Annotated in this window: 10 protein-coding genes and 1 pseudogene; 8 read left to right on the plus strand and 3 right to left on the minus strand. The window is 63.0% G+C overall.

Features of this window, described 5'->3' with window-relative positions; translation table 11 throughout:
* Nucleotides 1-81 precede the first annotated feature (81 nt).
* The gene (locus tag Q9290_RS02905; RefSeq protein WP_306078117.1) at nucleotides 82-1,032 is read left to right on the plus strand and encodes a competence protein CoiA family protein; all 951 of its coding nucleotides are present in this window, start codon (nucleotides 82-84) and stop codon (nucleotides 1,030-1,032) included.
* On the opposite strand, the gene Q9290_RS02910 is transcribed toward Q9290_RS02905, so the two are convergent.
* A complete protein-coding gene (locus Q9290_RS02910) occupies nucleotides 1,001-1,366 on the minus strand; it encodes a glutathione S-transferase N-terminal domain-containing protein (RefSeq protein WP_306078118.1) in 366 nt (121 codons plus the stop codon). The genes Q9290_RS02905 and Q9290_RS02910 overlap by 32 nt on opposite strands.
* A 117-nt stretch (nucleotides 1,367-1,483) precedes the next feature.
* On the opposite strand from Q9290_RS02910, the pseudogene Q9290_RS02915 reads away from it, so the two are divergent.
* The 3 genes and pseudogenes from Q9290_RS02915 to Q9290_RS02925 all read left to right on the plus strand — a co-directional run.
* Nucleotides 1,484-1,993 (plus strand): annotated as a pseudogene (locus Q9290_RS02915) (ABC transporter ATP-binding protein); the annotation flags it as partial.
* A 158-nt stretch (nucleotides 1,994-2,151) separates the two neighbouring features.
* Nucleotides 2,152-4,593 (plus strand): ABC transporter permease, encoded by a 2,442-nt coding sequence (locus Q9290_RS02920; protein ID WP_306078120.1) that lies wholly within the window; start codon nucleotides 2,152-2,154, stop codon nucleotides 4,591-4,593.
* Nucleotides 4,590-5,726, plus strand: coding sequence for a lipocalin-like domain-containing protein (locus Q9290_RS02925; RefSeq protein ID WP_306078121.1), 1,137 nt, complete (start codon nucleotides 4,590-4,592; stop codon nucleotides 5,724-5,726). Before Q9290_RS02920 ends, Q9290_RS02925 begins: the two co-directional genes overlap by 4 nt.
* Before the next feature lie 41 nt (nucleotides 5,727-5,767).
* Here Q9290_RS02925 and Q9290_RS02930 read toward each other — a convergent pair whose 3' ends face one another.
* Nucleotides 5,768-7,981: a mechanosensitive ion channel domain-containing protein gene (locus Q9290_RS02930; protein ID WP_306078122.1), complete on the minus strand. Its 2,214-nt coding sequence runs from the start codon at nucleotides 7,979-7,981 to the stop codon at nucleotides 5,768-5,770.
* A 167-nt stretch (nucleotides 7,982-8,148) separates the two neighbouring features.
* On the opposite strand from Q9290_RS02930, the gene Q9290_RS02935 reads away from it, so the two are divergent.
* Nucleotides 8,149-9,123, plus strand: coding sequence for a ribonuclease Z (locus Q9290_RS02935; RefSeq protein ID WP_306078123.1), 975 nt, complete (start codon nucleotides 8,149-8,151; stop codon nucleotides 9,121-9,123).
* A 5-nt stretch (nucleotides 9,124-9,128) separates the two neighbouring features.
* Here the strand turns inward: Q9290_RS02935 and Q9290_RS02940 are convergent, their stop codons facing one another.
* Nucleotides 9,129-9,806 (minus strand): heavy metal response regulator transcription factor, encoded by a 678-nt coding sequence (locus tag Q9290_RS02940; RefSeq protein WP_306078124.1) that lies wholly within the window; start codon nucleotides 9,804-9,806, stop codon nucleotides 9,129-9,131.
* A gap of 194 nt (nucleotides 9,807-10,000) precedes the next feature.
* Between Q9290_RS02940 and Q9290_RS02945 the strand changes: the two genes are divergently transcribed.
* Genes Q9290_RS02945 through Q9290_RS02955 form a run of 3 tightly spaced genes read left to right on the plus strand, consistent with a single transcriptional unit; the run spans nucleotide 10,001 to nucleotide 13,182 of the window.
* On the plus strand, nucleotides 10,001-11,815 hold the full coding sequence (locus tag Q9290_RS02945; protein WP_306078125.1) for a copper resistance system multicopper oxidase: 1,815 nt from the start codon (nucleotides 10,001-10,003) through the stop codon (nucleotides 11,813-11,815).
* A gap of 14 nt (nucleotides 11,816-11,829) precedes the next feature.
* A complete protein-coding gene (locus Q9290_RS02950) occupies nucleotides 11,830-12,654 on the plus strand; it encodes a copper resistance protein B (protein ID WP_306078126.1) in 825 nt (274 codons plus the stop codon).
* Nucleotides 12,655-12,693: 39 nt separating this feature from the next.
* Nucleotides 12,694-13,182 (plus strand): cupredoxin domain-containing protein, encoded by a 489-nt coding sequence (locus Q9290_RS02955; RefSeq protein ID WP_306078127.1) that lies wholly within the window; start codon nucleotides 12,694-12,696, stop codon nucleotides 13,180-13,182.
* Nucleotides 13,183-13,205: the final 23 nt, after the last annotated feature.

A 13,205-nucleotide genomic window follows, 5' to 3' on the forward strand; every position in this document is an offset into this window, starting at 1 on the left:
CAACTCTTCGCCGTTCGCGATTCATGCCAACCCATGCCACACTGGCTGCATATCGGTTGTTGCATACGGACGAGAGCAGCCATGTCAGGGAAAACCCTCATTCCCTTCGCCATCAGGGATGCCGATCAGCAAGTTGTCTCCGTGGAAGAGGTGGAAAGCGGCCTCGGCTGTGGCTGTCACTGCCCCAGCTGTTACGGGGTGCTGATCGCGCGCAAGGGCGAACAAAAAGCCCATCATTTCAGCCATCACAAGGGCAGTGAGCGGGACTGCACCTTTGCCTTTGAAACCAGCATTCGGCTGATGCTGCTGGATAAACTGGAATTGGTGACGTCGCTCAACACGCCGGCATTGCGCCTTGACGGCTTTCATGTGCCGGTGTGCACGGGCAAAACCGTGGCGGTGAGCCATGTTCCGGCATCCGGCCCGGCAGAAGGCCCCACGGCGCTGTATCAGGTGGGGAATGACGGCAAATACAGGCTTGGCATTTACCTGCCGCCGGCGGGCTCCTGTGCCACAATACCGCCGCCCTGGTTAACGGCATATACCGAACGGCATGGCTGCACCGGAGTACTCTCGGTGGATTACGCCAAGTTTGCCGAACTCATGTTCAAGGCTGAAAAACCGGTAGCGATCGACAGCATCAGCTGGCTGCTACAAATTATGAGCACCCACCGTAAATGTCTGCACTGGTTATATCATCCTCGTGCACAAAGAATGCGGGCGGAGCGGGAGGCGCAAAGAAAGCGCGATGCCGAGTTGTGTCAAAGACAACAGCAGCAACAATGGCAACCGCAACCGCAACCGCAACCGCAACCGCAACCGCAGCAGAAACTACAGCCGGCCAAACTCTCGCCCATTGCCAGACCAAGGCAAGTCGCTCCGGCCAGGGTCAGCATTCGCCCCCAGCGGCCCGGCATCTGCAAGCATTGCCGGCTGGAAGCCCCCGATCTCTCATCGGACGGCTACTGCTACCGGCAAGCCTGTATGGCGTCGAGAAAGCTTACCCAAAGCGCTGCTGCAGATAGGCGATAATGTCGCTCGACTCATACATCCACTGAACTTCGCCGTTTTCTTCAATGCGCAGGCAGGGAGATTTTACCCGGCCGCCGCCGGCCTGCAGCTCGTCTCTGTGGGGGGAGCCGGGGTTTACATTGCGCTTTTCAATGGGCAGGTTCAGCTTGTGCATGGCCCGGCGCACCTTGATGCAGAACGGGCAGCGGGGCAGCTGATACAGCGCCAGTTGCCGGCAGGTCTCATTCACCTGCTGCTGCGCCTCGGGCGCGCGTTTCATTTTGGCAGGGCGGGTCAGCAGATCCCCCACCTGTACAACGCCACCCACGCCATTGCGTAACAGCTTCACCAACATGTCACTTTCCCCTCGATAATGAAAAGTCAGGATTGTATCTGAAAGCGTTGCCATGTTCGCCCTTTCAAAGCCTATGGTTACCAGACACCGGGGTTGGCAACAGGGGGATGAAAAACCATGCTTGAATTTCGCCGGGTGCACAGGCACTACGTCACGCCCCAGGGAGTGCTGAAGGTGCTGCAGGGGGTAGATCTGCATCTCGGCGCCGGCGAAAGCCTGGCGCTGATGGGGGAGTCGGGCAGCGGCAAGTCGACCCTGCTGCATCTGGCGGCGGGGCTGGATGTGCCCGACCGGGGCGAGGTATTGATCGGCGGCAAATCCCTGGCCGGGCGGAATGAAGCGGGCCGGGCTCGAGTGCGGCGCAATACCCTGGGGCTGGTGTTTCAACAGTTTCATCTGGTGCCAAGCCTGAACGTGGCCGACAACCTGCGGCTGCAGGCCCGGCTGGCGGGGCGAGAGGATGCCGCCTGGTCGGCCAGGCTGCTGGAACGACTGGGGCTGGCTGGTCGCGAGCATCATTATCCCGAGCAGTTGTCGGGGGGCCAGCAGCAGCGGCTGGCCATTGGCCGAGCCCTGGCCTCGCGCCCGGCCTTGTTGCTGGCCGATGAGCCCACCGGCAATCTGGATGAAACCACCGCCGATGCTGTGCTGGCGTTACTGCTGGAGCTGGTGGCCGAAAGCGGCAGCAGCCTGCTGATGGTTACCCACAGCCCCAGGGTGGCGGCCCCGCTGGACCGGTGTTTAACCCTGCATCACGGCCAGCTTATGCGCAGGAGTGAGGCATCATGATGAGAGTGGTGCTGGCCACCTTGCTGTCCCATTACCGGCGTCATCCGGGGCAACTGGTCATGTTGCTGCTGGGGCTCTGGGTGGCGGGGGCGCTGTGGAGTGGAGTGCAGGCCATTAATGCCTCGGCCCGGGACAATTACGCCCGCGCCGAGGCCTTGCTGGGCGGCGGTCTTGTGCGCCTTGAGCGGGAAAACGGCGAGCCACTCACTTATCATGATTTTGTTCAGTTACGCCGGGCCGGAGTGCCGGTATCGCCCCTGCTGGAAGGGGAGCAGGTTACCGAGAGCGGCATTCGGCTCTCGCTGGTGGGGATTGATCCCTTCACACTGCCCGCCGGCAGTAGTCTTGGCAGTTCGGTAGGGGAGTTAGAGGACTTTATTGCGCCGCCCTGGCAAATACGGCTGGCCCCGGACACACAGGCGCAACTGGGCAAGGCACCACGGCTGCAGAGCGGCATGCTGCTGCCGCCCATGGTGGCTGCCCCCGAGCTGCCGCCCCATACTCTGGTGATGGACATTGCCGTTGCGGCGGACCTCCTGCAGGCCGGAGAGGGCATCACGGCGCTTATCGGTGCCCTGCATGAGGTACCCGAAGGGTTCAGGCAAGTCACGCGGGACGGCCCCGGTGAGCTGACGCAAAGTTTTCACCTCAATCTCACGGCTATGGCGCTGCTGGCGCTGATGGTGGGGCTGTTTATTGTGCAGGCAGCGCTGGGGCTGGCGCTGGAGCAGCGACTGGGAGTGTTGCGCACCCTGCGGGCGCTGGGAGTGCCGGGCCGCAGACTAATCGGGCTGCTGGCACTTGAGCTGTTGGTACTGGGCCTGCTCGGCGCGCTGGCGGGGCTGGTGAGCGGCGTCTGGCTGGCCAGTGCGCTGTTGCCGGATGTGGCCGCCACCCTGCAAAGTCTGTATGGCGCCAATGTGAGTACCAGGCTCAGCCTGCCCTGGCATTACTGGCTGGGCGGCATGGGCGTCATCTTGGGCGGTCTGCTGGTTGCCGGCAGCAGCGTGTTATGGCGGGCCAGCCGGCTGCCGTTGCTGGGGCTCGGTCAGGCTCAGGCCTGGCGGGCCGGTTTTCAACGTCAGTTGCGGGCGCAGCTTTGGCTGGGATGCGGGGCGGCGCTGCTGGCGCTGGGGTGCGGGCTGTGGCTGGTCGCTCAGCCTGCCGGTGAAGGGCTGCTCGCCGGCTTCGGGCTGGTGGCGGCCATTTTGCTGGCCGCCGCGCTCTGGCTGCCACCGCTGTTGGGCGGATTGCTGTCTGTGTTGTTGCGGCTGGCGCACCGCCGGCCACTGGTGCAGTGGGCGCTGGCAGATCTGCAACTGCAACTGCCCCGGCTCTCGCTGGCCATGATGGCGCTGCTGATTGCGCTGGCCGCCAACCTGGGGGTGAGCAGCATGGTAGGCGGTTTTCGGCTGACCTTTCTCGACTGGCTCGACCAGCGCTTGCTGGCAGATTGGTACCTTCGGCCGCCGGCGGCGCAGTTTGAGCACATTCATGCCTGGCTGGGTGAGCGGCCTGAGGTACAGGCCCGGTTGACCACCGCCCGTGCCGATGCCGAACTGCGTGACATCAGCTCGAACAACATTCATCGCCCTTTAACCCTGCCCATCGCCATTTCCGGTATTAGCCCGTCCCCCGTGCTGGTGGCGCGCTGGCCGCTGCTGGCACTCAACAACCGGCCGGCCGCCTGGCAGGCGCTGCGCCGGGGCGACGCCTTTATCAACGAGCAGCTGGCCCGGCGTGAGCACATTGCCCTGGGGGATCGACTGAGTATTGCTGCTCCCGGCGGGCCCGAGCAGGTGACGGTGGCGGGCATTTATCCGGATTACGGCAACCCCAGAGGCGAGCTGGTGATGACCACAAAGCGGGTGCAGCAGCTGTTTGGTGTGCCCCCGGTAGCCATGGGCGTAGTGCTCACGCCCGGTATGGATGCCGCGCCGCTACGTCGGCAGCTAAGGGAGCGTTTTGATGTGACGGTGCAGGATCAGCGTGAAGTGAAGCGCACGGCCACGGCCATTTTTGAGCGCACCTTTGCCATTACGCGAGCGCTGAATGCGCTTACCCTGGCGGTGGCGGCCCTGGCGCTGCTGGCCACCCTGCTGGCACAGGCTGGGACGCGACGCCGGCGTCTGGCCACGGTCTGGGCCATGGGAGTGCCGCGGCATCGGTTGCTGGCCGTTCAGCTCATGCAGCTTGCCGGTATGGCGCTGGTGACGGGCTTGCTGGCCATTCCGTTGGGGGTGGCCATTACCGCCTGCCTGGTTTGGGGAATTAATGTGGCGGCCTTTGGCTGGCGGTTGCCGCTGCACCTGTTTCCCGGCGAAATGGGGCTGACGCTGCTGATTGCGGTGCTGGTGGCGTTGCTGGCGGCAGCCCTGCCCATGTTCCGGCTGTGGCGTACGTCCCCTCGAACTCTGCTGGCGGAGGAAGACTCATGAAACGAGGCTTATTCATCCTGTGTTGGCTGGCGCTGCTGAGTGCCTGCGATGCCGGCCGCAATACTCAGGAGAGCAGCGGCTTTGCCGGCCTGGGCGCCAGCGGCGAAGGACATACCCAAGCCCATGCCGGCATGACCCTGAACTTTCCCGATGATCACGGCCCGCACCCGGGGTTTCGCATTGAATGGTGGTATCTCACCGCCAATCTGCAAGACGCGCAGGGCCAGTCCCTGGGCGTGCAGTGGACCCTGTTTCGCCAGGCCCAGCAGCCTGCAACGGCGGAATCAACGTTGGCCGGCCCCTGGGCAGTGGAGCAGATCTGGATGGCGCACATGGCCCTGTCCCGCGGCGAGCAGCACAGAGTGGCCGAGCGCTTTGCCCGGGGGACAGATAGGGTGAGTGGTGATCAGCAGGCCGGGGTCACGGCGCAGCCGTTTAGTGCCTGGCTGGATGACTGGCAGCTGAACAGCCTGAGTGCCACCGAAGACCAGCTGGATCGGCTGCGGCTTAGGGCCGAGGCCAAAGACGGGCACGGCAACTTTGGCTACGAGCTGGAGCTTGAGGCCAGCGGCCCGCTGGTGCGTCATGGCATCAAGGGTTTCAGCCAAAAGTCCGCCGACGGCCAGGGCTCCATGTATTACAGCCAGCCCTTTTACCGGGTGAGCGGCAAGGTGTGGCTGAATGGCGAGCCGATTACCGTCAGCGGCCAGGCCTGGCTGGACCGGGAATGGAGCAGCCAGCTGTTAAGCAAGGAGCAAAGTGGCTGGGACTGGTTTTCCCTGCACCTTGAAAGTGGTTACAAGCTGATGGCCTTTCGCCTGCGTGGCGGAAGCGACAATAACAGCGATTATGTCTCCGGCAGCTGGATAAGCCCCGTCGGTGAGGTTACCCCCCTGAGCGCGAATGAGATCATCCTCAAGCCCCTGGCCAATGTTGAGGTCGCCGGCCGGCGCGTGCCGGTGCGCTGGCAGTTAACCTTGCCGGCGCAACAGCTTGAGCTTACCGTCACGGCACATCATGCCAACCGCTGGATGAATACCTCGGTGCCCTACTGGGAAGGGGCGGTCAGTGTCACTGACGCCGACAGCGGCAGGCCCCTCGGGCAGGGCTATCTGGAAATGACCGGGTACTGATGTAACTGCCCCCGCGAAGGCGGGGGCGAGTTAACTGGGGTTCAGGTGCCGGTATCACGTCCGTCAGCCTCGGCGGCCAGCTGTACCGCCGGGGCGGCGTGCTGGCGGCTGCCTTCAAAATGCACCGTGCTTTGCGGGTAGGGGATCTCGATGCCGGCCTGTTCGAAGTGCATTTTCACCAGCCGGTTGTAGGCGCGGCCCACGGCCCATTGCATGCCGGGGGCGGTCATGATGCGCACGCGAATGTTCACCGAGCTGTCGGCCAGGGCAATAACGCCCGCCACTTCCAGCGCCTCCAGCACATAGGGCTTTTGCTCCGGATCCGCCACCAGCTCGTCAAAGGCGTTTTGCAGGTGAGTAATGGCATCGTCAATATTCTCGCGGTAGGACACCCGGTATTCACCCACGTGATAGGCAAAGTCGCGCATGTAGTTGGACACAGTATCCACGCTGGAAAACGGAATAATGTGATAGGTGCCGCTCAAATCGCGAATGCCCACCGAGCGAATGCTGAGCTTTTCGGCGGTGCCGGTAATGCCGCCCAGGGTCACCACGTCGCCGGTGTTCATGGCGTTTTCAATCTGAATGAAAATGCCGGTGATAACATCCTGCACCAGCTTCTGGGCGCCAAAGCCAATGGCCAGGCCCAGTACCCCGGCACCGGCGATCAGCGGTCCTATGTTAATGCCCAGCTCCGACAGCGCAATCATCACTGTCATGGTCACCAGCAGCACCGCTAGGGCGCTGCGAAACAGCGACAGCAGGGTCTGGGTGCGGGCCGAGGGCATGCCGGTGCCGGTTTCCGGATTGAGCTTGTGCTCAATCAGGCTGGCGAGGATCACCCAGATGGTGGCGGATACCGCCAGGATCAGCGCCACCGCAATAATGCGGCCCATCAGCACGCCACCGGCTTCCGAAGCCGACCAGGTGGCCAGATCCACGATGTGCCAGGCATTGAGTGACAGCAGAATGACGCCGGCCAGCACCAGAAAGCGCAAAAAGCGCAGGGCGTTGGGCACATAGCTGTTGAGGCGGGCTTCCAGCAACGGCAGCTTGCGACGCAGATCGTCCGAAAGATGAATGCGCCGGCCGATGGTCTGGCCCAGCAGGGTAGAGAGCAAAATGCCCACCACGATCACGCCCAGGGTTTTCAGGGTGGCAAACAGCACAAAGGGCAGGGCTTTGGCCGGGCTCAGCAGCACCAGCACCAGTACCACCGCAAAGTAGCCCAGCGCCAGCAGGTGCCAGGTGCGGGCCAGCAGGTGCAGGCTGAGCTTGCTGGTGGTGAGCCGGCGTTGTTCGGCATGGGTGCGGATCACTTCGGCCAGCCGGCGGCGGTTTTTAAGAATAATGACGGCGGCATAGATAAAGGCGGTCAGCATCAGCATAGTGTTCAGGCTTTGGCTGAGCGCCGCGGATATATGAATGGTGATCAATGGCTCGGCCACCATGACGCCATAACCCAGCAGGCCAATCAGCAGCGCCATGCGGCGGTTCCAGTAGCTGGCCTCGGTGGCATTCAGGGGCAGCAGGCGCAGGCCGTCGTAACGGCGGGAGAACACCATACGCAGGCCGGCCTTGAGCAGCTCGATCACCATAAAGGCGTTAAGAAACAGCGAGGCCTGGGTGGTTTGCTCACCGGTCTGGCCCACCAGAAAAGTGGCCACCAGGTTGCCGGCCACATAGGCCAGCCCCACTATTAACACATCCATGGCCGCCGCCAGCGCCACGCACAACATGCGCCTCAGCACGGGAGTACTACCGGCGCCGTGCAGTGACCAGTGATCCAGCCGGGAGAACAACAGCGGGCCCACCAGCCGGCGCAGCACCAGAAAAACCAGCAGGGTGGCCAGGATCACCAGGCTCAGGTTCAGGGTGGCTTCCAGCAGTATGCTCATGCTGAACTGGCCGTTGTCGCCGGCCACTTGCCCTTCCGCCAGATCGTTCAGCACGCTGGCCAGCCCGGTAAACTGATCGCCAATGCCTTCGGCAATGGCCCGGGTGGTTTGCGCCAGTTGCCGGGTGGCAGACGGATCGGTGGCGACTTCTGCTGCCTCCGTCCCGGCCGGCGCCGAGGCGTCCGCCAGGGCGCGCAGCTCGCCGATGAGTTTTTCCCGGGACTGCTCGTTTTCCAGCAGATCCGCCAGGGCGGTATAGGAAGGGGCGTCGCCGGTCTGGCTTTGGGACTGGGCCATCAGGGGAGCGGCACAGAGCAGCCATAGCAGCGGCAGCAGCAGTTTTGTGGTCAGGTTCACCAGTGGCCTCCGGTTGGCTGTGGTGGAATGAATGTCAGGCAGACGAATATTGCCGGTTAACGCGTGTCTGGCAAGGCAGGGTAACATACTCAACCGGTAAAGATAATTGGCGAAAATCGGCATAAAATGCAGGGATATGGCCACTTTTCAGCGAGTCACGATCCATTATGGAGCTGTTGTTTCTGGGTACCTCATCGGGCACCCCCACAAAAACCCGCAGCCTGTCGGCAGTGGCCTTGCGCAAACACAAGGCCAGGCCCTGGCTGCTGGTGGACTGCGGCGAGGGTACTCAGCACCGGCTGCTGCATGCGCCGCTGTCGCTGCACTGGCTGCAGGCGGTGTGCATCACTCACCTGCACGGGGATCACTGCTACGGCCTGCCGGGGTTGCTGGCCAGCGCCGGGCTGAATGGCCGCAGCGCGCCGCTGACCATTATTGGACCGGCTCAGTTGCAGGCCTGGATCGAACATACGGCGGCGATCAGCCAGTTGCAGCTGAATTTTGAACTGCGTTTTGTGAATGTGGAGACGCTGGCCGAGCGCGTTGGCCCGCTGGCGCTGGAAGGATTTGAGGTGTCGGCCACGGCGCTGTCGCACCGGCTGCCCTGTTTTGGCTATGCCTTTACCGAAACCGGTCTGGCCAGCCGGCTCGATACCGACCGGCTTAAAGTCGACGGCGTGCCCGCCGGCCCGCTGTGGGGCCGACTGCACCGGGGCGAAGTCATCACCCTTGACGATGGCCGGGTGCTGGCGGGGCGGGATTACCAGCTGGCGCCGCCCAGGCCGCGGCGAGTAGTGATCGGTGGCGACAACGACACGCCCGCCCTGCTCAGCGAGGAGGTAAAGAGGGCCGATGTGCTGGTGCACGAGGCCACCTACACGCGGGAAGTGGCGGAAAAAGTGGGCCCCGAGCCGCAACACAGCAGCGCCGCTGCCGTGGCCGCCTTTGCCGAGCACGCCGGTGTGCCCAATCTGGTACTCACTCACGTCAGCCCCCGTTACCGGGACGGCGGCACCGGCCTGACCGTGGCGAGCCTTGAGCGGGAAGCCCGGGAGCATTACTCGGGCCGGCTGCTGATGGCCGAAGACCTGGCCTTGTTTCGGCTGAACAGGGAAGGGGAGCTGAGCCGGGTTCGGAGATAGTGGGGCTACCTGTCGGTATCCAGGGTGTAGCCCATGCCCCTGACCGTGTGAATAAGCCTGGGTTCAAAACCGTCGTCGATTTTGGCGCGCAGCCGGCGAATGGAGACATCAATTACATTGGTGTCGCTGTCGAAATTCATGTCCCACACCAGGGAGGCAATCAGCGAGCGGGGCAGTACCTCTCCCTGCCGGCGCACCAGCAGTTCCAGCAGGGCGAATTCCTTGTTGGTGAGGTGAATGGGCGTATCGGCCCGGCTGGCCTGGCGGCGGGGCAGGTCCAGCACCAGATCGGCCACCTTCAGCTTGTGCTCGTCCTGACGGGGCGCACCCCGGCGCAGCAGGCTGCGTACCCGGGCCAGCAACTCGGCAAAGGCAAAGGGTTTCACCAGGTAATCATCGGCACCCAGCTCCAGGCCGCGTACCCTGTCTTCCACGCTGTCACGGGCGGTCAGAAACAACACCGGCGTCTGCAGGCCCTGCTCGCGCAGCGCCGCCACAATGCGCCAGCCGTCCAGATCAGGCAGCATCACGTCCATCACCAGCAGATCGTAAGGCTCGGCGCTGGCCTGGTGCAGGCCGTCCAGTCCGTTGCGCACCAGATCCACCACAAAGCCCGCTTCGCGCAGGCCCTTTTGCAGGTAGTCGCCGGTGCTTTGTTCGTCCTCGATGATCAGCAGTTTCATGGGTGGCTCCGTGGGGCAGGGTGGTTTGATGATGGCGCACAAGGCGGCCCGCGCTCAAGCCCGTAGCGGCTGGCTGATGGTTTTGGCGCCAAAAGATGACAATTTTGTCATTCGTCCGTCATGTTGGCTTCAGGTGCGGCTCTCTATGCTGATGGTATTCATCGACAAGCATGCATCCGCGCTTAAGGAACCTTATGACACAGCCAAAAGAGCGTCACAACCTGCCCCGGCGGCGTTTTGTGCAGGGGCTGGCGGCGGGCGGTGTGGTACTGGGGCTGGCCCCCATGCTGGCAAACGCCAGAACTCCCGTGCCAGCCACCCTTACCGGCCATGTGCCCACACTTTCCGGCACCGAGTTCGATCTGGTGATTGACGAAACCCCGGTCAACTTCACCGGCCGTCCGCGCATGGCCACCACCATCAATGGCTCCATTCCCGCGCCCACCCTGCGCATGCGCGAGGGCGATACGGTCACCATTCGGGTGACCAACCGCCTCAAGGTGCCCACCTCCATTCACTGGCACGGCATTATTCTGCCCTTTGAGATGGACGGTGTACCCGGCATCAGCTTTGCCGGCATTGCGCCCGGCGAAACCTTTACCTACCGCTTTACCCTGGAGCAAAGCGGCAGCTACTGGTATCACTCCCACTCTGGCATGCAGGAGCTGACCGGCATGTATGGCGGCCTGATTGTGGAGCCGGCAGAGCCCGATCCCATCAAGGCGGATCGGGAGCATCTGGTGGTCTTGTCCGACTGGACCGATGAGAACCCCATGCGGGTATTTGGCAAGCTGAAAAACCAGGGCGATTACTACAACTTCAACCAGCCCACAGTGGCAGATTTCTTTCAAGACATGAGCCGGTATGGGCTGGGCATGGCGCTGGAAAAGCGGCAGATGTGGAATGAAATGCGCATGAGTCCGAGCGATCTGGCGGACTTGTCTTCCGAGACCCTGACCTACTTGATGAACGGTACCACGCCCGCCGGTAACTGGACCGGGCTGTTCAAACCTGGTGAACGGGTGCGGCTGCGCTTTGTCAACGGTGCCGGCAATACCTTCTATGACGTGCGCATACCGGGACTGACACTCACTGTGGTGCAGGCCGATGGCGTGAATGTGACGCCGGTGGAGGTGGACGAGTTCCGCTTTGGCCCCGGTGAAACCTACGATGTGCTGGTGGAGCCCACCGCCGAGGCCTATACCCTGTTTGCCCAGGCCATGGACCGCACCGGATATGCCCGGGGCACTTTGGCCACCCGCGAAGGGCTGAGTGCGGCGGTGTCGCCGGTGGATGAACCTCAACCCCTGACCATGGCCGACATGATGGGCAGCATGGATCACGGCGCCATGGACCATGGTGCCATGAACGGCATGGGAGCCATGGATCATTCGTCTATGGGTGAAGGCGCCATAAACGGCATGGCGGATATGGATCATTCGGCCATGGGGCATGGTGCCGTGAGCAGCGGCCTGGCGGCAACCAGCACCGAGGTGCGCCATGCCCGCACCGAATACGGGCCGAGTGTGGATATGCGGGTGGACACGCCGCGCACTAATCTGGACGACCCCGGTGTGGGCCTGCGCAACAACGGCCGGCGGGTGCTGACTCTGGCGGACTTGCGCACCCCCGGGGGGCCTATGGATCCGCGGCCGCCCGAGCGGGAGATAGAGCTGCACCTCACCGGCAACATGGAGCGCTACACCTGGTCGTTCGACGGCGTCGAGTTCGGCAGCTCCACCCCCATTCACCTGAATTACGGTGAGCGGGTGCGCATTATTCTGCACAACGACACCATGATGACCCACCCCATGCACCTGCACGGCATGTGGAGCGAACTGGAAAGCCCGGACGGCGAGTTTTTGTGCCGGCGTCACACCATTCAGGTGCAGCCGGCCCAACGGATCAGCTTTCTGGTGACCGCCGATGCCCTTGGCCGCTGGGCCTGGCATTGTCATCTGATGTTCCATATGGACGCGGGCATGTTCCGCATGGTGGTGGTGTCATGAAAAAACACGCGGCAATGATGAACGCTGTTTTGGGTGCGCTGGCGCTGACCGCCCTGCCGGCCCTGGCCCAGATGGAACACGGCGATATGCAGATGCAGGGGGGCAAGCCGCCTGCCGATGCCCGGGATCCGCAAGCTTACTCCGGCGGCTTCACCCTGGACGAGGGCCCCTATGCGCTGGCGGGGCCCCGCCAACTGACACTGGCCGACGAGCACTGGTTTTACGGGGTGCTGGCCGACCGGCTGGAGCGGGTGGATAACGGCGACGACCAGGCCCTGGCCTATGAGGTGAAGGCCTGGGCCGGCCGCGACTATGAGCGCGCCGTGGTGAAGGCGGAAGGTGACATTGAGCACGGCCGGCTGGCGGAAGCCAGCACCGAGTTGCTGTGGAGCCATGCCCTCACTGGCTTCTGGAACAGCGAGCTGGGCGTGCGTTACGACACCGGCCACGGCCCGGAGCAGGCCTGGCTGGCCGCCGGCGTGTCGGGGCTGGCGCCCTATTGGCTGGAGCTCGACGCCACTGCTTACCTGGGGGACGATGGTCAGACCGGGCTGGCGCTGGAGGCGGAATACGAGCTGTTGCTGACCCAGCGGCTGGTGCTGCAACCGGCCATTGAACTCACCGCCTATGGCAGCAACGACGCCGAACGCGGCCAGGGGCGCGGGCTGTCCGAAGTGGTGGCAGGAGCCCGCCTGCGTTACGAATTCAGCCGCCAGTTCGCCCCCTATGTGGGCTGGGAATGGCAGGCCGCGCTCGGTGAGCGGGCCGATCAGTTGCGGCAAGAAGACGAAGCTACTCAGGAAAACCGTTGGGTGGCGGGCGTCCGGTTCTGGTTTTAAACCGCCGGCATCATTTTTTATTTATCAGGAGCACTAACTATGAAAACCACGTTGTCCGTTTTAATGCTGTCGCTGTTGCCCGGTCTGGCTCTGGCCGCCGGTGAACACGGCCACCATGAGGGGCACAATGCCGCCTCCATGCAACAGAACATGCACGGAGTGGGCCGTCCCGGCCTGCCGGCCGAGGTGGATCGGACCATTGAGGTAGTGATGAGCGATGACATGCGTTTTACCCCGGCCACCATTGAGGTGAAGGCGGGCGAAACGGTGCGCTTTTTTGTGAAAAACCGCGGCAAACTCGACCACGAGCTGGTACTGGGCGACATGAGCATGTTGCAGGTGCATGCCGACATGATGCGCCAAATGCCGCACATGGAGCACGCCGAACCCAACATGATTAGGCTTAAAGCAGGTCAGCGTGGTGGCCTTGTGTGGCATTTTGACCAGGCCGGCACCGTGGACTTTGCCTGTCTGATCCCGGGTCATATGGAAGCCGGCATGACCGGGCAGGTAAAGGTCGCGGAATAATTCAGGGCCAAATCGCTGACAAC

Origin of the sequence: Oceanimonas aquatica (genome assembly GCF_030732065.1) — a bacterium.
Lineage (GTDB): Bacteria > Pseudomonadota > Gammaproteobacteria > Enterobacterales > Aeromonadaceae > Oceanimonas.

Bases quoted from the DNA above. Each gene is read 5' to 3' on its own strand.
- Q9290_RS02920 (WP_306078120.1), top strand. From the start codon at position 2,152: ATGATGAGAGTGGTGCTGGCCACCTTGCTGTCCCATTACCGGCGTCAT.
- Q9290_RS02955 (WP_306078127.1), top strand. From the start codon at position 12,694: ATGAAAACCACGTTGTCCGTTTTAATGCTGTCGCTGTTGCCCGGTCTG.
- Q9290_RS02905 (WP_306078117.1), top strand. From the start codon at position 82: ATGTCAGGGAAAACCCTCATTCCCTTCGCCATCAGGGATGCCGATCAG.
- Q9290_RS02925 (WP_306078121.1), top strand. From the start codon at position 4,590: ATGAAACGAGGCTTATTCATCCTGTGTTGGCTGGCGCTGCTGAGTGCC.
- Q9290_RS02950 (WP_306078126.1), top strand. From the start codon at position 11,830: ATGATGAACGCTGTTTTGGGTGCGCTGGCGCTGACCGCCCTGCCGGCC.
- Q9290_RS02910 (WP_306078118.1), bottom strand. From the start codon at position 1,366: ATGTTGGTGAAGCTGTTACGCAATGGCGTGGGTGGCGTTGTACAGGTG.
- Q9290_RS02940 (WP_306078124.1), bottom strand. From the start codon at position 9,806: ATGAAACTGCTGATCATCGAGGACGAACAAAGCACCGGCGACTACCTG.
- Q9290_RS02935 (WP_306078123.1), top strand. From the start codon at position 8,149: ATGGAGCTGTTGTTTCTGGGTACCTCATCGGGCACCCCCACAAAAACC.
- Q9290_RS02945 (WP_306078125.1), top strand. From the start codon at position 10,001: ATGACACAGCCAAAAGAGCGTCACAACCTGCCCCGGCGGCGTTTTGTG.